20 protein-coding genes are annotated in these 21,928 nt (G+C 73.4%); 11 read left to right on the top strand and 9 right to left on the bottom strand.

The window, feature by feature from the left end; translation table 11 throughout:
* Positions 1–57: 57 nt before the first annotated feature.
* Complete coding sequence (gene lipB, locus ABEA42_RS05745) at positions 58–696, bottom strand: lipoyl(octanoyl) transferase LipB (RefSeq protein WP_345501760.1); 639 nt, start codon at positions 694–696, stop codon at positions 58–60.
* A gap of 31 nt (positions 697–727) precedes the next feature.
* Positions 728–1,453, bottom strand: a complete 726-nt coding sequence (locus tag ABEA42_RS05740; RefSeq protein ID WP_345501758.1) for a Type 1 glutamine amidotransferase-like domain-containing protein — start codon at positions 1,451–1,453, stop codon at positions 728–730.
* A gap of 66 nt (positions 1,454–1,519) precedes the next feature.
* Here ABEA42_RS05740 and ABEA42_RS05735 point away from each other — a divergent pair, with 66 nt between their 5' ends.
* Complete coding sequence (locus tag ABEA42_RS05735) at positions 1,520–3,115, top strand: serine/threonine-protein kinase (RefSeq protein ID WP_345501757.1); 1,596 nt, start codon at positions 1,520–1,522, stop codon at positions 3,113–3,115.
* Here the strand turns inward: ABEA42_RS05735 and ABEA42_RS05730 are convergent.
* From ABEA42_RS05730 to lpdA, 3 genes are read right to left on the bottom strand one after another with little or no spacing between them, the layout of a single operon-like run.
* A complete protein-coding gene (locus tag ABEA42_RS05730) occupies positions 3,112–4,020 on the bottom strand; it encodes a TIGR01777 family oxidoreductase (protein ID WP_345501756.1) in 909 nt (302 codons plus the stop codon). The genes ABEA42_RS05735 and ABEA42_RS05730 overlap by 4 nt on opposite strands.
* A gap of 58 nt (positions 4,021–4,078) precedes the next feature.
* On the bottom strand, positions 4,079–5,947 hold the full coding sequence (sucB, locus tag ABEA42_RS05725) for a 2-oxoglutarate dehydrogenase, E2 component, dihydrolipoamide succinyltransferase (RefSeq protein ID WP_345501755.1): 1,869 nt from the start codon (positions 5,945–5,947) through the stop codon (positions 4,079–4,081).
* A gap of 48 nt (positions 5,948–5,995) precedes the next feature.
* Positions 5,996–7,375 carry a dihydrolipoyl dehydrogenase gene (gene lpdA / locus ABEA42_RS05720; RefSeq protein ID WP_345501754.1) on the bottom strand — a complete coding sequence of 460 codons (1,380 nt, stop codon included), beginning with the start codon at positions 7,373–7,375 and terminating at the stop codon, positions 5,996–5,998.
* 200 nt (positions 7,376–7,575) lie between these two features.
* Between lpdA and ABEA42_RS05715 the strand changes: the two genes are divergently transcribed.
* The gene (locus ABEA42_RS05715) at positions 7,576–7,911 is read left to right on the top strand and encodes a hypothetical protein (protein ID WP_345501753.1); all 336 of its coding nucleotides are present in this window, start codon (positions 7,576–7,578) and stop codon (positions 7,909–7,911) included.
* A 167-nt stretch (positions 7,912–8,078) separates the two neighbouring features.
* Positions 8,079–8,282, top strand: coding sequence for a DUF5302 domain-containing protein (locus ABEA42_RS05710; protein WP_345501751.1), 204 nt, complete (start codon positions 8,079–8,081; stop codon positions 8,280–8,282).
* Positions 8,283–8,358: 76 nt separating this feature from the next.
* Here ABEA42_RS05710 and ABEA42_RS05705 read toward each other — a convergent pair whose 3' ends face one another.
* Entirely contained in the window at positions 8,359–9,876 is a 1,518-nt protein-coding gene (locus tag ABEA42_RS05705) for a leucyl aminopeptidase (RefSeq protein WP_345501750.1), read from the bottom strand.
* Positions 9,877–9,971: 95 nt separating this feature from the next.
* Here ABEA42_RS05705 and gcvT point away from each other — a divergent pair, with 95 nt between their 5' ends.
* Genes gcvT through ABEA42_RS05690 form a run of 3 tightly spaced genes read left to right on the top strand, consistent with a single transcriptional unit; the run spans position 9,972 to position 12,485 of the window.
* Positions 9,972–11,078 carry a glycine cleavage system aminomethyltransferase GcvT gene (gcvT, locus tag ABEA42_RS05700; RefSeq protein WP_345501748.1) on the top strand — a complete coding sequence of 369 codons (1,107 nt, stop codon included), beginning with the start codon at positions 9,972–9,974 and terminating at the stop codon, positions 11,076–11,078.
* 13 nt (positions 11,079–11,091) lie between these two features.
* Complete coding sequence (locus ABEA42_RS05695) at positions 11,092–11,550, top strand: OsmC family protein (RefSeq protein WP_345501747.1); 459 nt, start codon at positions 11,092–11,094, stop codon at positions 11,548–11,550.
* A gap of 56 nt (positions 11,551–11,606) precedes the next feature.
* Positions 11,607–12,485 carry an LLM class flavin-dependent oxidoreductase gene (locus tag ABEA42_RS05690; protein ID WP_345501746.1) on the top strand — a complete coding sequence of 293 codons (879 nt, stop codon included), beginning with the start codon at positions 11,607–11,609 and terminating at the stop codon, positions 12,483–12,485.
* Between the two features lie 8 nt (positions 12,486–12,493).
* On the opposite strand, the gene ABEA42_RS05685 is transcribed toward ABEA42_RS05690, so the two are convergent.
* A complete protein-coding gene (locus tag ABEA42_RS05685) occupies positions 12,494–14,113 on the bottom strand; it encodes an ABC transporter ATP-binding protein (protein WP_345501745.1) in 1,620 nt (539 codons plus the stop codon).
* A gap of 83 nt (positions 14,114–14,196) precedes the next feature.
* Here ABEA42_RS05685 and ABEA42_RS05680 point away from each other — a divergent pair, with 83 nt between their 5' ends.
* Positions 14,197–14,412 carry a hypothetical protein gene (locus ABEA42_RS05680; protein WP_345501744.1) on the top strand — a complete coding sequence of 72 codons (216 nt, stop codon included), beginning with the start codon at positions 14,197–14,199 and terminating at the stop codon, positions 14,410–14,412.
* An 11-nt stretch (positions 14,413–14,423) separates the two neighbouring features.
* On the opposite strand, the gene ABEA42_RS05675 is transcribed toward ABEA42_RS05680, so the two are convergent.
* The gene (locus tag ABEA42_RS05675) at positions 14,424–15,005 is read right to left on the bottom strand and encodes a DUF3043 domain-containing protein (RefSeq protein WP_345501743.1); all 582 of its coding nucleotides are present in this window, start codon (positions 15,003–15,005) and stop codon (positions 14,424–14,426) included.
* Between the two features lie 68 nt (positions 15,006–15,073).
* Here ABEA42_RS05675 and ABEA42_RS05670 point away from each other — a divergent pair, with 68 nt between their 5' ends.
* The 4 genes from ABEA42_RS05670 (at position 15,074) to ABEA42_RS05655 (ending at position 20,486) form a co-directional block, all read left to right on the top strand.
* Positions 15,074–16,438 carry a dipeptidase gene (locus ABEA42_RS05670; RefSeq protein ID WP_345501741.1) on the top strand — a complete coding sequence of 455 codons (1,365 nt, stop codon included), beginning with the start codon at positions 15,074–15,076 and terminating at the stop codon, positions 16,436–16,438.
* 67 nt (positions 16,439–16,505) lie between these two features.
* Entirely contained in the window at positions 16,506–17,525 is a 1,020-nt protein-coding gene (locus ABEA42_RS05665) for a glutathione S-transferase family protein (RefSeq protein ID WP_345501739.1), read from the top strand.
* Positions 17,522–18,757 carry a saccharopine dehydrogenase family protein gene (locus ABEA42_RS05660; RefSeq protein WP_345501737.1) on the top strand — a complete coding sequence of 412 codons (1,236 nt, stop codon included), beginning with the start codon at positions 17,522–17,524 and terminating at the stop codon, positions 18,755–18,757. Before ABEA42_RS05665 ends, ABEA42_RS05660 begins: the two co-directional genes overlap by 4 nt.
* Before the next feature lie 187 nt (positions 18,758–18,944).
* Positions 18,945–20,486, top strand: a complete 1,542-nt coding sequence (locus tag ABEA42_RS05655; RefSeq protein WP_345501736.1) for a DEAD/DEAH box helicase — start codon at positions 18,945–18,947, stop codon at positions 20,484–20,486.
* A 231-nt stretch (positions 20,487–20,717) separates the two neighbouring features.
* Here ABEA42_RS05655 and nadA read toward each other — a convergent pair whose 3' ends face one another.
* The gene (gene nadA / locus ABEA42_RS05650; protein ID WP_345502605.1) at positions 20,718–21,905 is read right to left on the bottom strand and encodes a quinolinate synthase NadA; all 1,188 of its coding nucleotides are present in this window, start codon (positions 21,903–21,905) and stop codon (positions 20,718–20,720) included.
* Between the last annotated feature and the right edge of the window lie 23 nt (positions 21,906–21,928).

Below are 21,928 nucleotides of genomic sequence, written 5' to 3'. Positions count from 1 at the left end.
CCGTGCGTGTGACGGGTATTCCCCGGGCCTCGACCGGTCGCCCCGCGGTGGAGGTGGTCAGGCGGAGGGGGCGAGGACGTCCGCGAGGTGCTTCTCGGCATACGGGAGGACGTCCTGCACGGTGACCACGCGCCCGGCCTCGCGGCTGATCGAGCTCACCCCGGCGTCCTCGATGCCGCAGGCGATGATGTTGTCGGCCCACGCGAGGTCGGCGTCGCAGTTGAGGGCGAAGCCGTGCATCGTCACTTGGCGGCTGACGCGCACACCGATGGCGCCGAGCTTGCGGTCGGGGCCGCGGTCGTCGGCGAGCACCCAGACACCGCTGCGGCCCTCGACCCGCACGGTCTCGACGCCGAACTCGCGGCAGGTGCGGATCATGACCTCCTCGAGGCGGCGCACATGGGCCACGACGTCGATCGGCACCCCGTGCAGGCGCACGATGGGGTAGCCGACGAGCTGGCCCGGTCCGTGCCAGGTGATGAGGCCACCGCGGTCGACGTCGATGACGGGCGTCCCGTCGACCGGGCGCATCTGGGGCTCGGTGCGCTTGCCCGCGGTGTAGACGGCGTCGTGCTCGAGCAGCAGGACGGTGTCCTCCCCGCCCGCGACGACCCCGGCGTGGACCTCTCGCTGCAACGCCCACGCGGCCTCGTAGTCGATGAGGTCAGGGGCGAAGCCGACGTGCTCGAAGCGCATGACCCGACCCTACGCCTGCCCCGGAGCGACCTCAGAGGCGACGGGGCTCGAGCCGCTCCTCGACCGCCCGGTCACCCTCACGGGTCACGACGTAGGCGCCCTTGCCGTCGGCCTCCGAGACCGCCTCGACCAGCTCGGTGCCGTGGTAGACGAGGCCGACGCCGTCGTCGGTGCAGTGGGTCGTGGAGAGCGTGCCGTCGGCGACGAGCTGGTGCACGAGTGGGCGGCGGCGCTCCTCGGAGTCGTAGTGCACGCCGTTGCCGTAGGGCAGCAGGGCCAGGCCGTTGGTGACCGCGCGCAGCTCCGGCCCGAAGGAGTCCGTGGTGCCGCCCTGGTACCAGCAGATCGAGCCGGCCGAGACACCGGCGAGCACCACGCCCGCCTCCCACACCCGGCGGAAGACGTCGTCGAGGCCGTGCACGCGCCAGACGGCGAGCAGGTTGGCGACCGAGCCGCCGTTGACCCAGACGACGTCCTGCTGGAGGAGGTGGCCCTCGATGTCGTCGATGTTGGGCATGGAGAACAGGGCGAGGTTCGTCAGGTCGAACCCGGCAACCCGGGCGGCCTCCGACATCCAGGTCGCGAAGTGGACCTGGTCGCCACCGGCGGTGCCCAAGTGGGTGATCCGCGGGGCGCGGCCCTCGACGCCGGACAGCTCGACGGCGTGGTGCACGAGCGAGTTGAACTCCAGGCGGGTGCGGGAGCCGTAGCGGTAGCCCCCGGAGGTGGCGAGGATGGTCGGCTGGTCGGCAGGCATGGGCCGACTCTAGGGGCCTGTGGACAACCGCCGGGGCATCGGGTCCGCCCTCGGCAGACTTGCCGGATGGCACTGACGGAAGGCAGCGACGCACGGCCGGCGAGCCCGCCCCGGGTGCCGGGCTACCGCCTGGGGGAGCGGCTCGGCGTCGGCGGCACGGGCACGGTGTGGGCAGCCACCCGGGAGGCGGACGGCACGCCCTGCGCGGTCAAGCTGGTCGCCACGGGGGACGGTGACGAGGCCGCTGCGGCGGCGCGCGAGCTCGCCGTCCTGGCGCGGGTCGACGTCGAGGGGCTGGTGGGATTCCACGAGGCGCTCGTGCTCGCCGAGGACGGGTCCGAGTCCGTCGCGCTCGTGCTCGACCACGTCGGGGGTGGCTCGCTGGATCGGGTGGTGCGTGCCCGCGGCCGGCTCAGCGTGGGGGAGTCGGTCACCGTCCTGGCGCCGGTCGCACGGACCCTCGCGGGGCTGCACGCCCTCGGTGTGGTGCACGGGGACGTCAGCCCGGCCAACGTCCTGCTCGAGCGTTCGGGGCGCCCCCTGCTGGGCGACCTCGGGGTCGCGCGGCTTGCTGGTGAGCTCCCGGGGGATGTGCACGGCACCGACGGCTTCGTCGCCCCCGAGGTCCTCGACGGCGGCGTGGTCGGTGCCGCAGCCGACGTGTATGCCGTGGGTGCCCTGGCCTGGTGCTGCGTGACCGGCTCGCCCCCGGGGCCGGCTGCGCTGCGCCCTGCCCTGGAGTCCCTCGTGCCCGGCCTGCCGCCGGCGTGGATCGAGGCGACGAAGCAGGCCCTGCGGGGTGACCCGGCGCAGCGGCCAACTGCCGCCGAGCTCGCGCTCGCCTACTTCGACTCAGCCGCCTGCGAGCCCCTGCGCCTCGTGGTGGGGTCCGACGAGACCTCGATGCTCACGCACCGCCTCCGCAGCGCCCCGTCACCTGCAGCGGCCCCGGGTCCGGTGGCGGACCGGCGCGTGCGACGGTCGGCACGGCTGCGGGTGGTGCGCGGACGGTTGCTGGGGTGCCTCCCGCGGTTCCGGGGGCAGACGGGGCGAGCCCTGGCGAGCCTCGCGACCCTCTTGGTCGTGCTGGGCACGGCCGGCCTCATGGCAGCGGGGACGATCCCGGCGCCCTCGTGGCTGACGCCCCACGAGGGGCGCGAGGACGCGGTGGTCCCGGTGAGTCGCTCCGGCGCCGGCACCGCGTCCGCCCGGGACCCCTTGGTCGACCCACGGGCCCCGAGCAACCAGCCGGTGCGCCTCATGCAGGCCCTGTCGGACCTGCGTGCCCGGGCCATGCAGTCGTCGTCGGTGGCCGACCTGGCCCGTCTCGACGCCCCCGGCTCGCCCGCCCTCGCGGCAGACTCCGCGACGTTGGCCGACCTCAGGGAGGCAGGCAGGGCCTACGAGGGCGTCCGGCTTCTCGTCCGACGAGCCGAGGCCATGCGGGTGGCCCAGCGGTCGGCGACGGTGGAGGCGGTGGTGGACACGACGGCATACCGCGTCGTCGCGGCCGGCGAGACGAGCACGAGGTCCGCGGTGGGGGGCCAGCGGCTCAGGTTCGCCCTGGTCTGGACGCACGGCCGTTGGCTCGTCGACCGGGTCGAGGCCGTCAGCGGCGCGGGTGCGACAGGGCCTCCCGGCGCGACGGGAGCGGGGTCCTAGTCGCGGGACTCCTGCGCCAGCGCCCAGCGCAGTGCCGCGTCGACGGTCGGGTCGGCGTGGACGAACCCGGAAGCGGTGAGCCGCTCGGCGACGACGCGCTTGCTCGTGAGGATCTCGTCGGAGAACCCGCCGAGGACCAGCTTGATCCCGAACGCAGGCGCCGGGAACACCGCCGGGCGGTGGAGCTGCCTGCCCAGGGCCCGGGCGATGTCCAGCTGCCGGTCCGGCTGCGGCGCGACGAGGTTGACCGGGCCCACGACCTCGGGGTGGTCGACGAGGTGTGCGAGGGCAGCGACGGTGTCGCGCAACGAGATCCAGGGCCACCACTGCTTCCCGCTGCCCAGGGGCCCGAGGATGCCGAGCCGCGCGAGCGGCAGCATCCGGGCGAGCGCCCCGCCGTCGGGTGACAGCACGATGCCGGTGCGCGGGTGGGCGACGGCGAGCCCGGCCTGGCGGGCCGGTTCGGCGGCGGCCTCCCAGGCGCGGACGACCTCGCTGAGGAAGCCGTCGCCGAAGCTGGACTCCTCGGTGAGCACCTCGTCACCGCGGTCGCCGTAGACCCCCACGGCCGAGCCGCTCACGAGCCGGACGGGCTCACCGAGGTCGGCGAGGGCCTTGGCGACCGTCTGCGTGCCGTCGACCCGCGAGCCGAGGATCTGCTGCTGGTAGGACGGCGTCCAGCGGTGGTCGCCCACCCCGGCGCCGGCCAGGTGCACCACGGCGGTGACGCCGGACAGGTCGCCCGGAGCGAGCAGGTGCGCAGCCGGGTCCCAGCGCACCTCGTCGGGCCCCTCGACGGGGCGACGCACGAGGCGCGCCACCTCGTCGCCGCGACCGCGCAGGAACGCCGACAGCGCGCTGCCGATCAGTCCGGAGGAACCGGTGATGGCAACGCGCTGCGGCATGTCACTCCCTGCGCTCAGGTGTGTGGCCGGAGCCCCGCAGGGCCCCGGCCGGGGTGGGTCAGAGACCGAGGTCGGACTCGAAGTGGCCGTCCTCGAGCCGCGACTTCATCGTGGTGAGGAAGCGCGCGGCGTCCGCACCGTCGACGACGCGGTGGTCGTAGGACAGGGCCAGGTAGACCATCGAGCGGATGGCGATCGTCTCGCCGCCCTCGCCGTCGGACACGACGACCGGGCGCTTGACGACCGCGCCGGTGCCGAGGATGGCGACGTTGGGCTGGTTGATGATCGGGGTGTCGAAGAGCGCGCCGCGGCTGCCGGTGTTGGTCAGCGTGAACGTGCCGCCGCCGAGCTCGTCGGGCCCGATCTTGTTGGTACGGGTGCGCTCGGCGAGGTCGGCGATCTTGCGGGCCAGCCCGGCGATGTTGAGGTCGCCGGCGTCCTTGATCACCGGGACCAGCAGGCCCCGCTCGGTGTCGACGGCCACGCCGAGGTTCTCCGTGCCGTGGTAGGTCACCTCGGTGCCCTCGACGCTGGAGTTGACCGCGGGGTGGGCCTTGAGCGCCTCGACCGCAGCGAGGGCGAAGAACGGCAGGAAGCTGAGCTTGGTGCCCTCGCGCTGCTCGAACTCCGACTTCGCCTTGGCCCGCAGGCGGGCGATCTTGGTGACGTCGACCTCGACGACCGTGGTCAGCTGTGCGGAGACCTGCAGCGACTCGACCATGCGCTTGGCGATGGTCTGGCGCAGTCGCGACATCTTCTCGGTGGTCCCGCGCTTGGGCGACACGGCTGCGCCGCCAGCAGAGGGAGCGGACGACGCGGCAGGGGCTGCCGGAGCGGCGGGAGCCGCAACCGGGGCGGGCGCCGACGCTGCCTTGGCGGCCTCCTCGGCGGCCCGGGCGGCGTCGAGCACGTCCTGCTTGCGGATGCGACCGCCGACACCGGTGCCCTTGAGCGACCCGAGGTCGACCTTGTTCTCGGCGGCGAGCTTGCGCACCAGCGGCGTGACGTACGCGGAGGCGTCCTGGGCGTCGCCCGACGCCTGGGGCGCGGGGGCCTGCTGCTGGGGAGCGGCCTGCGGGGCGGGAGCAGCCTGGGGAGCCTCCTGCTTCGGGGCCTCCTGCTGCGGCTCCTCCCTGGGTGCCTCCTGCTTCGGCTGCTCGGCGGCCTGGGGCGCCGGAGCCTGCTCCTGCTTCGGCTCCTCCTTCGGGGCCTCGGCAGCGGGAGCGCTGTCGCCGGAGCCGCCGGACGAACCGGAGCCGCCGATGACGGCGAGGTCCCCGCCCACGGGGACGGTGTCGTCCTCCTGCACGAGGATCTTGGTCAGCGTGCCGGCGAACGGCGAGGGGATCTCGGTGTCGACCTTGTCGGTGGAGACCTCGAGCAGCGGCTCGTCGACCTCCACGGTGTCGCCCTCGGCCTTGAGCCAACGGGTCACGGTGCCCTCGGTCACGGACTCTCCGAGCGCGGGCATGGTCACGGTCTCGCCGGAGGCGCCGTCTCCCGAACCGCCCTCCGGCGCAGCGTCCTGCTGCTGGCTCTGCTCGGGCTCGGACGTCGACTCCTGCGGGGCCTGCTCGGTCGAGGGGGCCTCCGCCGGGGGCTCCTGCGACTCGGCCGAGGCCTGCTCCTGCGACGGCTGTTCGCCCGCGTCCTGCTGGCCACCCTGGTCGCTGCTGTCCGAACCGCCGCTGCCGTCACCGACGACGGCCAGGTCGGCGCCGACCGGCACGGTGTCGTCCTCCTGCGCGAGGATCTCCTGCAGCACGCCGGCGACGGGCGAGGGGATCTCGGTGTCGACCTTGTCGGTGGACACCTCGAGCAGTGGCTCGTCGACCTCGACGGTGTCGCCGACGTTCTTCAGCCAGCGCGTCACGGTGCCTTCGGTGACCGACTCACCCAGGGCCGGCATGGTCACGCGTTCAGACATGTGCCTCTATCTCCTTGTTTCGTGTTCGCTGGCGGATCAGCAGTAGGTCTAGCTGTGGGCGTGCAGGGGCTTGCCGGCGAGGGCGAGGTGGGCCTCACCCAGCGCCTCGTTCTGCGTCGGGTGCGCGTGGACCAGCGCGGCGACGTCCTCGGGGAACGCCTCCCAGTTGTAGATCAGCTGGGCCTCGCCGATCTGCTCACCCATGCGGGCGCCGATCATGTGGACACCGACGACCGGGCCGTCCTTCTCGCGGACGAGCTTGACGAAGCCCTGCGTCTGCAGGATCTGGGACTTGCCGTTGCCGCCCAGGTTGTACTCGTAGGTCTCGACCTCGCCGTGCTTCTCGCGTGCCTGCGCCTCGGTCAGGCCGACGGAGGCGATCTCGGGGTCGCAGTAGGTGACGCGCGGGATCCCCAGCTCGTCGATCGGGTTGGGGGACAGGCCGGCGATCTCCTCGGCGACGAAGATGCCCTGGGCGAAGCCGCGGTGCGCGAGCTGCAGGCCCGGGACGATGTCGCCCACGGCGTACACGCCCTCGACGCCGGTGCGCAGGCGCTCGTCGGTCGTGACGAACCCACGGTCGAGCTTCACCCCGGCCTCGGCGTACCCGAGCCCGTCGGTGACCGGACCGCGGCCGACGGCGACGAGCAGCAGGTCGGCCTCGATCGACGCCCCGTCCTCGAGCGACACGGTCACGGTGTCGCCGGACTGGGTGGCACCGGAGAACTTCACGCCGGTCCTGAAGGCGATCTTGCGCTTGCGGAACGAGCGCTCGAGCGTCTTGGAGATCGCCTCGTCCTCGGCGGCCACGAGCCGCGGCAGCGCCTCGACGATGGTGACCTCGGAACCGAAGGAGCGGAAGACGGAGGCGAACTCGACGCCGATGACGCCACCACCGAGGACCACGACGCGCGGCGGCACGAAGTCGAGGGACAGCGCCTGCTCGCTCGTCATGATGCGGCCGCCGATCTCGAGACCCGGCAGCGACTTCGCGTAGGAACCGGTGGCGAGGACGACGTTGCGGCCGGTGATGCGGCGCCCGTCGACCTCGACGGTGGAGCGGTCGACGAGCCGTCCCTCGCCCTCGACGAGCTCGATCTGGTGTGCCTTGGCCAGGCCCTGCAGTCCCTTGTAGAGCCGCCCGACGACGCCGTCCTTGTAGGCGTTGACGCCGGACATGTCGACGGACTCGAACGTCGACTTCACGCCGAACTGCGAGCCCTCGCGGGCGGTGTCGGCCACCTCGGCCGCGTGGAGCAGCGCCTTGGTGGGGATGCAGCCGACGTGCAGGCAGGTGCCGCCGAGCTTGCCCTTCTCCACGAGTGCGACCTTGAGGCCCAGCTCGGCCGCGCGGAAGGCGCAGGCGTAGCCGCCACTGCCTCCACCCAGGATGACGACGTCGAAGGTGGTCTCGGCGTCAGCCGGCATGCTCGCTCCCTTGCGTGGTGGGCACTGGACGGTCGTTGACGACCGGCAGCGAGGTCAGGTCGTGACCAGACGCGATCGACACAGAGCATCTTGTCACTGTTTGGACTGCGGGGTGCAAGCAGGTCCAGCGTTCGCGACCAGCACGCCGCGCAGGGACCGGATGACCGCCCGGGAGGGTCGCCGCCCCGTATCGTTGGGCCATGGCGTGGTGGAAGCGGGGGCGCAAGGGCCCGGGTCGTGGGCCCTCGGACGGACCCAACATGGCGGTGGACCAGCGCGCGGTGCGCAAGCACCTGGCGGACTTCGCCGCCAGCCGTCGCGGGGTGGAGGCGTACGTCGAGCCGCCCACGAACGTCACGGCGACGACCGTCATCCTCATCGCCCACGACGGCGAGTGGACGCGGCGCGCGGCCGGCACCCGGCAGTCCGCCTTCGACCTCGCCGCGAGCCTCGGTGTCCCGGTCTACGACGTGCTGCAGACCGGGTACCCCAACCGCATGCGCGAGTGGAACTCGCGCCAGCGCAAGAAGGGCTGAGCCGCGCGGGCCCGTTCACGCGGTCTTGACGGGGGGCTGCCGACGGCGCCGTGACATCGCCCGGCGCCACGCCGGATACGCGGTGGTGCCGTGCCCGCGCGAGGTGCGAGGCTGGGGCTCCGGCGGGTCCGTACGCGGCCCGCTCCCGACGAGGAGCAGGAGTCACCATGGCCAAGTCCGAAGGCGCAGGGTCGCAGGGCGTCGGTCCCAGCGACGAGATGAAGCGCAAGTTCCGGGAGGCCCTGGACAAGAAGCGTTCGCACGCCGGCAAGGACGTCTCCGACGACCACGAGCACGGCAAGGTCGACCACGCCCAGGGTGCGGCCACCTCGGCGACGCAGCAGATGTTCCGGCGCAAGAGCGGCGGCTGAGCGGCTGGCGACAGCCGATCCCACGACGCAGGAGGGGCCCGTCCGTATCGGACGGGCCCCTCCTGCGTGCTGTGGGTCAGCCTGCGTAGCCCTCCACGAGCGAGAGCAGCGTGCCCACCCCGAACCCGGTGGCGCCCTTGGGGGTGTAGCCCCACGGCGAGCCCTCGTTGAAGGAGGGCCCGGCGATGTCGACGTGGGCCCACGGCGTGCCCTCGGTGACGAACTCGCCGAGGAACAGGCCTGCGGTCAGCATCCCGCCCCAGCGCTCGCCCTTGTGGGAGAGGTCGGCGACCGACGACTCGAGCTGGGGGCGCAGGTCCTCCGGCAGGGGCATCGGCCAGGCCGCCTCGCCCGCGGTGTCGGCGGCGGCACGAACGCGGTCGCGGAAGGCGTCGTCGTTCGCCATGATCCCGGCCACGCGCGCGCCGAGGGCGACCATCTGGGCCCCGGTCAGGGTCGCGATGTCGACGATGGCGTCGGGGGCCGACTCACCCGCGAGGCAGATGCCGTCACCGAGGACCATGCGGCCCTCCGCGTCGGTGTCGATGACCTCCACGGTTGTGCCGTTGCGCATCGTCACGACGTCGCCGGGGCGCTGGGCCGAGCCGCTGGGCATGTTCTCGGCGAGGCACAGGTAGCCGGTGACGGCGACCGGCAGGCCGAGCTCGGCGGCAGCGAACACGGTGGCGGCGACCGCAGCGGCACCCGCCATGTCCGACTTCATGCTGAGCATCGACGCCGGGGGCTTGATGCACAGGCCACCGGAGTCGAACGTGATGCCCTTGCCCACCAGGGCCACCGAGTGGCTGGCCTTGGCCGGTGCCCACGTCAGCGTGACGATGCGGGGCGGGCGCACCGAGCCCTGGCCGACGCCGACGATGCCGCCGAAGCCGCCCTTCTCGAGAGCCTTCTCGTCGAGCACCTTGACGGTGACCTTGGCCTTGCCGGCACTGCTGCGGGCCTTGACCGAGTCGGCGAACGACTGGGGGAACAGCAGGTTCGGCGGGGTGTTGACGAGGTCCCGCGCGTAGGCCTTCGCGTCGGCGAGGACGGCGGCCCGGGTCGCGGCGGCCTTGACCGCCTTGACCTTGGCGTCGGACGTCACGACGGTGACCGTGCTCACCGCGTCGCCGCCGGCCTTGGCGCCCTTCGGGTCCTTCTTCGGGCCGCGCACGCCTGCGTACCGGTAGGCCCCGAGGGCCGCGCCCTCGGCGACCGCGGCCACCCCGGCGACACCCTCGGCGGGCAGCGCCACGACGACCTTCGCGGCGTTCTTGAGCGAACGCACGGCGGCGCCAGCCGCGCGGCGCAGCACCTCGTCGCCGAACGCGGTGCCGTCAGCGGCCGAGCCGAGCCCGGTGAGAACCACGCGGCCGGCAGCGACGCCCGGTACGGCCGCGACCGTCACGACCTCCTCGGCCTTGCCCGTCGCGTGCAGGGCTGCGAGCTGGGCCACGAGGTGGCTCTCGGCCTCGCGGGGGAGGCCGTGTCCTGCCGCCAAGGCGGCGGAGCGCTCGCCGGCGACCGTGCCGAGGACGAGGGCGTCCGCCTTGAGGTCGTGGGCGGGACGGTCGGAAACGCTGACGGTGGTCACGTTCGCATCCTTCGAGGTATGGGGGGTGGACCCTGCTGCGCGCAGGATATCTGTGCCGTCGAGACACTGCTCGGGAGGACGGTAGCGTTCGGCCCATGAGCGACGCAGCCCTGAAGACCTCGCCCCTGCACGACCGGCACGTGGCCCTCGGGGCCAAGATGGCGGACTTCGGCGGCTGGGAGATGCCGATCGAGTACCCCGGCGGCGGTGTCGTCCGCGAGCACACCGCGGTCCGGACCTCGGTCGGCCTCTTCGACGTGTCGCACCTCGGCAAGGCCCGCGTCTCCGGACCCGGCGCCCGCGAGTTCGTCAACTCCTGCCTGGCCAACGACCTCGGGCGCATCCACGAGGGCAAGGCGCAGTACACCCTGTGCTGCGACGAGGACGGCGGGGTCGTCGACGACCTCATCGCCTACCTGCGCAGCGACGACGACGTCTTCCTCATCCCCAACGCCGCCAACACCGCCGAGGTCGTCCGGCTGCTGGCCGCCGCCGCCCCGGAGGGCATCGTCGTCGAGGACCTGCACGAGTCCTACGGCGTCATCGCGGTCCAGGGCACGAAGTCCGACGAGGTGCTCGACGCCCTCGGCCTTCCCTCGGGGCACGAGTACATGTCGTTCGTCGAGACGGACTGGAACGGCCTGCCCGTCATCGTCTGCCGCACCGGCTACACCGGCGAGCGCGGCTACGAGCTCGTGCCCGCGTGGGACGTGGCCGGGGAGCTGTGGGACGCCCTCGTCGAGGCCGCGAAGCCCTACGACGGCCTGCCCTGCGGGCTCGGCGCGCGCGACACCCTGCGCACCGAGATGGGGTACGCCCTCCACGGCAACGAGCTCTCCCGCTCGATCACGCCGGTCCAGGCCCGCGTCGGCTGGGCGGTCGGCTGGAAGAAGGACACCTTCTGGGGCAAGGACGCGCTCGTCGCCGAGAAGGCAGCCGGCCCCGCCCGGGTCGCCTGGGGGCTGCTCGCCACCGGCCGCGGGATCCCGCGTGCCCACTGCGAGGTCAAGGTCGACGGCGAGGTCGTGGGCGAGGTGACGTCGGGGACGTTCAGCCCCACCCTGCGCAACGGCATCGCGCTCGCGCTCCTGAAGCCGTCGGTCGCCGAGGGTGACGAGGTGGTCATCGACGTGCGCGGCCGCGAGGTGCCGGCCACCGTCGTGAAGCCGCCCTTCGTCACCGTCGACGTGCGCGAGGGCTGAGGGCCGCATCGGCATGGCGCCGCACGCCTACCGCGCGCAGGTGCGCTGGGAGGGCTCGACCGGCGCGGGGTACCGCGTCTACCCCCGCGCCCACTCGGCCTCCATGCCCCCGGCGACCGAGGGCCTGGACCTGTCCGCGGACCCGCACTTCCGTGGCGACGCCGACCTGCCCAACCCCGAGCAGCTGCTCGTCCTCGCGGCGTCGTCCTGCCAGCTGCTGTCCTTCCTCGCGGTGGCGGCCCGGGCCGGGGTGGACGTGGTCGGCTACGCCGACGACGCGACCGGCGAGATGCCGCCGGACTCGGTGCCGCTGCGGGTGACGCGGATCGTGCTGCGACCTGTGGTTACGGTGCGGGGGGAGGTCGACGCGGGGGTTGTCGTGCAGCTGCTGCACGAGGCCCACGAGGAGTGCTACGTCGCGAGCTCGCTGACGTCGGAGGTCGTCCTCGAGCCCGAGGTCCGCCGGGCCTGACCCTCGCGCCGTCGCGGTCCACCGCCGCTGTCGGTGGTGCTCGCTACCGTGACGGGATGAGGTACGGGTTCGTGGTGCCGTTCGCCGACGCGCGGGAGTTCGCCGAGCTCGCCGCGCTGGGGGAGCAGCGGGGCTGGGACGGCGTGTTCACGTGGGAGTCGCTGTTCGGCGTGCACGCGTGGGTGACGCTCGGTGCGGCCGCGATGACCACGTCACGCATCCGGCTCGGGACCCTCCTCACCCCGGTCTCGCGCCACCGCCCCTGGGACCTCGCCTCGATGATGGGCACGGTCGACCGGCTCAGCGGTGGGCGGGTGGTCATGTGCGCCGGGCTCGGCGCGCTGCACCCGGGCTGGACCCGGTTCGAGCCCGACGAGGGCAGGCGGCTGCGCGCGGAGAAGCTCGACGAGGGGCTGGCGGTGCTCAGTGGCCTGCTCGCCGACGAGGAGCTCACCTTCGACGGACGACACTTCTCCGTCGGCCCGACCGGCCAGGGTGGCCCGCCCGGACCACCGCCACCCGCCCAGCGACCACACCCGCCGATCTGGCTGGTGGGTGCCTTCCGTCGAGGACGGACGCGGCAGCCCTCCCTGGAGCGGGCGGCTCGCTGGGACGGCCTGCTCGTGTCGGTCGTCGGGGACGAGCCGCTGGAGCCGGGCGCGGCGGTCGACCTGGAGACCTACGGCCGCGTCGTCCGGACCGTGCGCGGGATGCGCGAGGACGCAGGCCTGCCCTGGGACGGCTACGACGTCGTGGTCGAGGCCGACAGCTCGGGCGAGTTCGTGCAGCTCGAGGGCACACCGGCCGACTGGCAGGAGGCTGGGGCGACGTGGTGGGTGGAGAGCTGGTGGAGCGTGCCGCCGGGACCCCACGGTCTCGCGGAGGTCCGCCGGAGGATCGAGGCGGGACCACCGGCCGGGCCGTCCGGGAGCTGAGCCGCTCGTCAGGAGCGGCGTTCGCGCAGGGCGCTCACGAGGGCGTCCACGGTGAGGAACGGCAGGGGCCGCACGACCTTGGCGACCTGGGGGGCGAACGCGGGGGAGTCGAGCAGGACCGTGGTGCTCGGGCCGTCCGCGACCACCTCGCCCTCGGCGAGCACCACCACTCGGGTGGCGACCTCAGCGGCGAGCTCCACGTCGTGGGTCGCGACGACCAGGGCGGCCCCGTCCTGCGCGGCACGCCGCAGCACGGCCGCGAGACGGGCCTTGGCGCCGTAGTCCAGCCCGCGGGTCGGCTCGTCGAGCACCGTGAGCTCTGCCCTCCGGGCGAGGACGGTCGCGAGGACCAGGCACATCTGCTGCCCCTGCGACAGCTCTCCGGGGCGCCGGGCGGTGTCGACGTCCGGGGCGAGGTCGCGCAGCACGTTGGCGGTCGCCCCCTGCTCCAGATCACCCTCCCGGTCGGCAGCGTCCAAGAGCTCGGGGACCGTCTGGTCGGGCGGCGCCAGGCCCAGGACCGCGGTGGGGTCCTGCGGCGACAGGGAGCGCTGCACGGGTCCACCGCTCCTCCCCGTCGGGTGCGTGCGCACGTGACCAGTGGTGGGTCGCAGGTCGCCCGTCAGCGCGTGCAGCAGGGTCGACTTGCCGGCGCCGTTGCGCCCCATCAGGGCCACGACCTCACCGGCAGACACCGCGAGGTCCACACCCCGCAGGGCCACCGCGCCGTCGAGGACGACGCCGAGGCCGGTGGTGGAGATGACCGGCGCGCCCGGTGCTGACGGTCGTGCCGGGGCTGCGACGGGGGCCGCCGACGGCCGGGGCGCGTCGAGGGCGTCGGCCAGGCCGCGCGCCGTGCGACGGGCGTCGCGGACCGAAAGGGGGAGCGGAGTCCACCCGAGCGCCCTGCCGAGGGCGACGAGCGGGGGGTGGACCGCCGAGACCGCCATGGCCTGCGCCGGGTCGAGCAGCCCACTCGTCCCGCCGTCGCCGATGAGCAGGACCGCGTCGGCGTGGTGCACGACGCGCTCGAGGCGGTGCTCGGACAGCAGCACGGTGACGCCGACGTCGTGCACCAGCCGGTGCAGGGTGGCCAGGACGTCCTCGGCGGCGACCGGGTCCAGGGCCGACGTGGGCTCGTCGAGCACCAGGACGCGTGGCCCCGCCACGAGGGCCGAGGCGATGGCGACGCGCTGCTGCTCCCCGCCGGACAGCCGGTCGAGGGGGCGTCCGCGCAGCGGCGTCAGGGCGAGCAGGTCGAGGGTCTCCTCGACGCGGCGCTGCCCACCGTGGGAGTCATGGGCCCCTGCGGCGGCGTGCCGCGCGACCTCGCCCTGGACGGTCTCGGCGCCGAACCCCGACGCCGGGTCCTGCGGGACCCAACCCACCCGGGCCGCGAGGGTGACGGCGTCGAGCTCGCGCGGGTCGACGCCGTCGACGGTGATGCGTCCCGAGGTCACGGCCAGGCGGCCGTGGTCACCGTCGCCGAGGCACCGCAGCAGTGACGTCTTGCCCGACCCGGTGGGGCCCACCACGAGGACCAGCTCGCCCTCGGGGACCTCGAGCGTCACGTCGCGCAGCGCCGGCTGCGCGCCGTACGCCACGCTCACCCGGTCGAGGACGATCACAACGCCGAACCGTCGCAGCCGGTCCCGCGGGTGTCAAAGCGCGCGGCGGGGTGGCGGTCCGGGCAGCCGCCTAGAGTGGCGTCATGAGCGAAGCGTGGACGTGGACCTATCTCGACGCCGACGGCCGGGAGATGTCGGGTGAGCAGCTGGTGACCACGGCGTTCCCGTCGCAGTCGGACGCCGAGAACTGGTTCGGCGAGTCCTGGCACGAGCTGGCCGGGACGGGTGTCGACGCCGTCGTCCTGCACCACGAGGGCACCGTCGTCTACGGGCCGATGAGCCTGCGCGCCGCCGAGTAGGACGCGGCCGGTCAGGCGGGGAAGTCCCCGCGCTTGACGAGGGCGCGCGGCATGCGCGAGCGGCGGATCTGGAAGCCGCGCATCACGGCGTACATGGCCAGGCCGCGGCCCACCTTGTCGGCACCGAACTTCGCGACCAGGCGCTGCTTGAGCCGGCGCCACATGAGCCACGAGTCGATCGCGGCGGCGAACAGCAGGCCGTAGACGCCGATCGAGACGACGGCGAAGACCCACGGCAGGCGCAGGAACGACAGCGCCAGCACGACGATCATCACCGGGAGCATGACCTCGCCGAGGTTCCAGCGCGCGTCCACGTAGTCGCGGATGTAGCGACGCACCGGCCCCTTGTCACGGGCAGGCAGGTGGGCGTCGTCACCGGTGGCCATGGCCTGGCGCTGCAGCAGGGCCGCCTCGCGGCGCTTGGCGCGGTCGAGGTTCTTCGCCTCCTTGCGGTCGGCGACGACGAGGGGACGCTTGCGGGCCGCCTCCTGGTCCCGCCGCTTGGGCGTGGGCCGGTTCTTGGCGCCCTCGCGGGGCGCGCGGTCGAGCGTGGAGGTCTGCTGCTCGTTGAGGGTCTTCTGGCGTCCGAACACGTGCCCACTGTATGCCGCGTGGGCACCTTCCCCGGAATCCCCGCCGGCTGCCCGTTAGGCTCCCCGCCGTGACCGACGACGTTCTGAGCCCCGACCAGGTTTCTGCCCTCAAGGCCACGGTGGCCGGCCTCATGCCCGGCCTGCGCGCCGACCTCGAGGCCCTCACCCGCATCCCGAGCGTGAGCCTCGACGCCTTCGACCAGGCCCACGTGGAGGCCAGTGCGCAGGCGACCGCCGAGCTGCTGCGCGCCGAGGGCCTCGAGGTCGAGGTCGTCCGCGAGGGCGGCCGGCCGGCGGTCATCGGGCACATCGACGGTCCCGAGGGCGCGCCGACCGTGATGCTCTACGCCCACCACGACGTGCAGCCCCCCGGGGACGACAAGGACTGGGACAGCGCTCCGTTCGAGCCGACCGAGCGCGACGGGCGGCTCTACGGCCGCGGCGCGGCCGACGACAAGGCCGGGATCATGGCCCACCTCGCCGCGCTGCGCGCCCACCGCGGCTCGCTGCCCGTGGGCGTGACCGTGTTCGTCGAGGGCGAGGAGGAGATCGGCTCCGACTCGCTCCCCACGATCCTCGAGCGGCACGGCGACAAGCTGCGCGCCGACGCCATCGTCCTGGCGGACTCCACCAACTGGGCGATCGGCGAGCCCGCCCTCACCACGACGCTGCGTGGCCTGATCCGCGTCGTCGTCACCGTCACGACCCTGGACCACGGCGTCCACTCGGGCATGTTCGGAGGCGCGGTGCCGGACGCGATCACGGCCCTGGTGCGCCTCCTCGCCACCCTGCACGACGACGCCGGTGACGTCGCCATCGCGGGGCTGCGCTCGGGTACGGCGAGCGACCTCGACTTCGACGAGCCCCGACTGCGTGAGGAGTCCGGCCTGCTCGACGGCGTCGAGGTGATCGGCACCGGCTCGCTGCTCGACCGCATCTGGGCCAAGCCCACGGCCACGGTCATCGGCATCGACGCCCCCTCGGTGGCCCGGTCGTCCAACACGCTCGTGCCCAACGCCAGCGCCAAGGTGTCCATCCGCCTCGCCCCCGACGAGGACCCGATGGACGCGTACGCCGCGGTGCAGCGGCACGTCGAGGCCAACACCCCCTGGGGGGCCAAGGTCGAGGTGCACCTCGACGACCAGGGCTCGGGCTTCGCCGCCGACGCCGACGGGCCGGTCTACGACCAGGCCCGCGCCGCGTTCACGGACGCCTGGGGCGTCGAGCCCGTCGACATCGGCGTGGGGGGCTCGATCCCCTTCGTCGCGGCCTTCGCGGAGAAGTTCCCGCAGGCGGCGATCCTCGTCACCGGTGTCGAGGACCCCGACACCCGCGCCCACGGCGCGAACGAGTCGCTGCACCTCGGCGAGTTCGAGAAGGTCTGCGCCGCCGAGGCGCTGCTCCTGGCCCGCCTGGGGGCCATGCCCCGCTGACGCCGCGCCGTACGCCGCGCCGTACGCCGCCCTGCGCGGCCGGCCGGGTCCGGTTAGGTTCGTGCCCATGGCTGAGAGCAGGGGCAAGGGCTACGTCGAGCCGTCGTTCGAGCGCGACACCCGCTACATCGACGACCGCGTCACCGAGTCCGGTGAGGGGGCGGGGGAGTGGCCGGTGGAGGCTGGCCGCTACCGGCTCGTGGCGGCGCGGGCATGCCCCTGGGCCAACCGCACCATCATCGTGCGGCGCCTGCTCGGGCTCGAGGACGCCATCTCGCTGGGGCTGTGCGGCCCGACGCACGACCAGGACAGCTGGACGTTCGACCTCGACCCGGGCGGTGTCGACCCGGTGCTCGGCATCCCGCGGCTGAAGGACGCCTACGAGGCGCGGCAGCCGGGCTACCCGCGCGGCATCACCGTGCCGGCCCTCGTCGAGGTCGCGAGCGGCAAGGTCGTCACCAACGACTTCGCCCGGATGACCCTCGACTTCTCCACGCAGTGGCGGGCCCACCACCGCGAGGGCGCGCCGGACCTCTACCCGGAGGCGCTGCGCGAGGAGATGGACGAGGTGATGAAGCGGGTCTACACCGAGGTCAACAACGGGGTCTACCGGTGCGGGTTCGCCGGGACGCAGGAGGCGTACGACCAGGCGTACGACCGCCTCTTCACCGCCCTGGACTGGCTGGAGGACCGGCTGTCCGACCGGCGCTACCTCATGGGCGACTCGATCACCGAGGCCGACGTGCGGCTGTTCACGACGCTGGCCCGGTTCGACCCGGTCTACCACGGCCACTTCAAGTGCAACCGGTCCAAGCTGAGCGAGATGCCCGTGCTGTGGGCCTACGCCCGAGACCTCTTCCAGACGCCCGGGTTCGGTGACACCACGGACTTCGCGCAGATCAAGCGGCACTACTACGTCGTCCACCACGACATCAACCCCACGGGGATCGTTCCCGCCGGACCGGACCTGTCCGGCTGGCTGACCGAGCACGGGCGCGAGGCACTCGGCGGCCGGCCGTTCGGTGACGGCACCCCACCGGGGCCGGTGCGCGACGGCGAGGCCGTCGCCGCCGAGGGCCGGCCGTGAGCGGCCGCACCCACGACGTCGTGGTCTACGGCGCCACGGGGTTCGTCGGTCGCCTCGTGGCCGAGTACCTCGCCGGGCACGCCCCGGCGGGCACCCGCATCGCCCTCGCGGGCCGGTCGCGGGCCCGCTTGGAGGCGGTGCGGGCCGAGCTTCCGCAGTCCGCCCGTGACTGGCCGCTCCTGGTCGCCGACGCCACGGACCAGTCGGCGCTCGAGGAGCTGGCCGCCTCGACCACGGTCGTCGCGACGACCGTGGGCCCCTACCTGCGGTACGGCCTCCCGCTTGCCCTCGCCTGCGCCCGCCAGGGCACCCACTACGCGGACCTCACCGGCGAGGTGCTGTTCGTGCGCAAGGTCATCGACGCGTGCGACTCCCTCGCCCGGTCGACCGGGGCCCGCATCGTCACGGCCTGCGGCTACGACTCGGTCCCCTCGGACCTCGGTGTCCACCTGCTCCACCAGAGGGCCCGCCACGACGCCGCCGGTGCCCTGCTCGACACCACGCTGCACGCCCGCGCCAAGGGTGGCCTGAGCGGCGGCACCATCGACTCGTCGCGGGCCCAGCTGGAGGCCGTCGAGGCGGACCGCAAGGCCCTCAAGGTGCTGTTCGACCCGTACGCCTTGAGCCCCGACCGCGCCGCCGAGCCGGACCTCGGCCGGCAGCGCGACGTCACCACCGTGTTCGAGGACGCCGAGACGGGCGACTGGGTGGGACCGTTCGTCATGGCCCAGTTCAACTCGCGGATCGTGAGGCGCAGCAACGCTCTTCTCTGCCACGCCTACGGCCGTCGGTTCCGCTACCGGGAGGTCAACGCGTACGGCCGCGGCTGGCGTGGGCGTCGTCGGGCCCTCCTGCAGAGCGCCGCACTGGGTCTCGCGCTGCGGGCCATGGCGGACCGACGCACCCGCTCCCTCGTCGACCGGCTCGCACCGTCGCCCGGCGACGGACCCAGCGAGCAGGCGCGGCGCTCCGGGTGGTTCTCGATGAGGTTGCGCAGCACCACCGAGACCGGTGGTCGCTACGTCGCGACCGTGAGTGCCCAGGGGGACCCCGGGTATGCCGCGACGGCCGTCATGTTCGGGGAGTCGGCGCTGTCGCTCGCCCTCGACGGTGACCGGTTGCCCCGTGCCGCAGGCGTTCTCACGCCCGCCACGGCGATGGGGGACGCCCTCGTCGAGCGGCTGCGCGCGCGTGGCTTCACCCTCACCGTCGAGGAGCTCCCCACCTCCTGACCCGGCACGACGGCCGCCGCGGAGGGGGCACGTGTCAGGGCAGGGGCCCGGGGACCGATAGGGTGGGGGCACCGGCCCGCACAGTTCTGCCTCGGGCCGTGGCACGTGATCATGCTCTTGCGCTGCGAACCCAGTGTCGGGTCGCGCCGGGCGGAACACCCCTTTGACTGTTCTGGAGTACCCACCTGTGTCTGTCGACACCACCTTCCCGAGCCTCGGCGTCCCCGACGCCCTGGCCACCGTCCTCGCCGCCCGCGGCATCACGGTTCCCACCCCCATCCAGGCCGCGACGCTGCCCGACTCCCTCGCCGGCCGGGACGTCCTCGGCCGCGGCCGGACCGGCTCCGGCAAGACCTACGCCTTCGTGCTGCCCATGCTCGCCCGCCTGGCCGCGGGCAAGGCAGGCCGGCAGCCCAAGCGCCCCCGCGCCCTGGTGCTCGCGCCCACGCGTGAGCTCGTCACCCAGATCCAGGCGGCCATGGCGCCCCTCGCCGAGCCCCTGGGCATCACCTCGCTGACGATCTTCGGCGGTGTCGGCCAGAACCCGCAGGTGTCGGCCCTGCGCCGGGGCGTCGACGTCGTCCTGGCCTGCCCCGGTCGCCTCGAGGACCTGCTCCAGCAGGGAGCCCTCACCCTCGACGGGGTCGAGGTGACCGTCCTCGACGAGGCCGACCACATGGCCGACCTGGGCTTCCTGCCCGGCGTGAAGCGCATCATGGACAAGACGCCCAAGCAGGGGCAGCGGTTGCTGTTCTCGGCCACGCTCGACGCCGGCATCGACGTCATCGTCAAGCGCTACCTCTCGAATCCCGTGACGCACCAGGCTGATTCGGCGCAGTCGCCGGTCTCGACCATGGCGCACCACATCTTCCACGTGCACCGCGACGCGCGCCTCGACGTGCTGCTCGACCTCACCTCGGCGCCGGGTCGCAAGGTCGTCTTCACCCGCACCAAGCACGGCGCCAAGAAGCTCGCCAAGCAGCTCAACGCCTCCGGCGTCCCCGCGGTCGAGCTGCACGGCAACCTCGGCCAGGGCGCGCGCGACCGCAACATGGCGGCGTTCCACGAGGGCAAGGCGTCCACGCTGGTCGCCACCGACATCGCGGCCCGTGGCATCCACGTCGACGACGTGTCGCTCGTGATCCACGCCGACCCGCCGGTCGAGCACAAGGCCTACCTCCACCGGTCCGGTCGCACGGCCCGCGCGGGCAACGACGGCACGGTCATCACCCTGATGACCGATGACCAGGTCGCCGACGTGCGCATGCTGACCAACAAGGCCGGCATCCGTGCCAAGACCACGCGCCTCGGCGTCGGTCACCCGATGCTCCTCGAGGTCGCGCCGGGTGAGCGCGTGACCACCGGTGGCCTCACGCTGGTGGCCCCCGCGCAGCCCGCCGGCCGCAGCGGCGGCGGCCAGCCTCGCCGCGGCTCCGGTCGCTCCGGCGGCGGCCGTCCCGCCGAGGGTTCGCGCACCGGCGGCGGCGCCCGGACCGGCGGCGGTTCGCGCACCGGTGGCGGCCGCGGCGGTCGCCAGGCCGGCAGCGGACAGGGTGCCGGTGGCCAGCAGCGGCCGGCAGGCAAGGGTTCCGGCGGCCAGCGCTCCGGTGGCCGCCCCATGGGTGGGTCCACGACCGCGTACTCCACCTCCACCGGGTCCGGTGGCTCGTCCGGTGGCGCTGCGGCGTTCTCCGCCGGCAGCCGCGCAGGCGCCCGCCGGGGGCGCTGACCACCCCTCAAGGTGTGCGGTCCCCGCCACCGAACCGCCCCCACGGCCGGTGACGGGGACAGCCCCCCGTGGCAGGTGCCGTGGCCGGGATGAGTCGGCCGGACCCGCCCCCCGGATGTGGTGCACGCCACCGGAGTGCTGTGGAGACTGCGGTACGGCGTGCCCTGCGGCCCATCCGTACAGGTCACCCAGTCTGCGCTCGGTGCAGTGCGGCGTCCTCCCGCAGGAGGACTAGTCCTTGGCGGTCTCGCCCGGGAGCGCCAGCATCCGGTCGAGGGCGACCCGGGCGTGGTGGGCGACCTCGGGGTCGACGCGGATCGGGTTGACCACCCGGCCCTCGACGAGCGACTCGAGTGCCCACACGAGGTGGGGAAGGTCGATGCGGTTCATCGTCGAGCAGTAGCAGACGTTCTTCTCGAGGAAGGCGATCTTCTGCCGGGGGAACATCGCGCCGAGGCGACGCACGAGGTTGAGCTCGGTGCCGACCACCCAGGACGTGCCGTCGGGGGCCGATGCGATGGTCTTGATGATCTTCTCGGTGGAGCCGACCTCGTCCGCCGCCTCGACGACCTCGTGGCGGCACTCGGGGTGCACGATGACCTTCACGTCGGGGATCTGGCGGCGCGCCTGCTCGACGGCCTCGAGGGTGAACCGGCCGTGCACCGAGCAGTGGCCGCGCCAGAGGATCATCGTCGCGTCCTCCAGCTCGGCGCGGGTGAGCCCGCCCATCGGCTGGTGCGGGTCGAAGACCACGCAGCCGTCGAGGGACCCGCCGAGGTCGCGCACGAAGGTGTTGCGCCCCAGGTGCTGGTCGGGGAGGAAGAGCACCTTGCCGCCCTCACCCTTCTCCGCCAGCGCCCAGCCGAGCGCCGTCTTCGCGTTGGAGGACGTGCAGATCGTGCCGCCGTGGCGCCCGGTGAAGGCCTTGATCGCGGCGGAGGAGTTCATGTAGGTCACCGGGACGGTGCGGTCCGCGACCCCGGCCTCGACGAGGTCGTCCCAGGCGTCCTCGACCTGCCGGATGGCAGCCATGTCGGCCATCGAGCACCCGGCTGCGAGGTCGGGGAGGATCACGGTCTGGTCGTCGCCGGTGAGGATGTCGGCCGACTCGGCCATGAAGTGCACACCGCAGAAGACGATGTACGGCGCGTCCGGGCGGGCCGCCGCGTCCCTGGCCAGCTTGAACGAGTCGCCGGTGACGTCGGCGAACTCGATGACCTCGTCCCGCTGGTAGTGGTGCCCCAGGACGAAGACGCGGTCGCCGAGGGCCGCCTTCGCCGCGCGGGCGCGCTCGACGAGACCGGGGTCCGACGGTGCGGGCAGGTCGCCCGGGCACTCGACCCCGCGCTCGGTGTGCAGCTCCCGCCCGCGGCCGAGCACGAGCAGGGGGAGGGGGGTGGCGGGGGAGGCGTCCGTCATGGTGCTCACGCGGGCATCGTATG

Origin of the sequence: Pedococcus ginsenosidimutans, from assembly GCF_039544395.1 — a bacterium.
GTDB classification, from domain to species: domain Bacteria; phylum Actinomycetota; class Actinomycetes; order Actinomycetales; family Dermatophilaceae; genus Pedococcus; species Pedococcus ginsenosidimutans.
The sequence above is the reverse complement of the archived record's forward strand: the minus strand, read 5'-3'. Positions and strand labels throughout refer to the sequence as shown.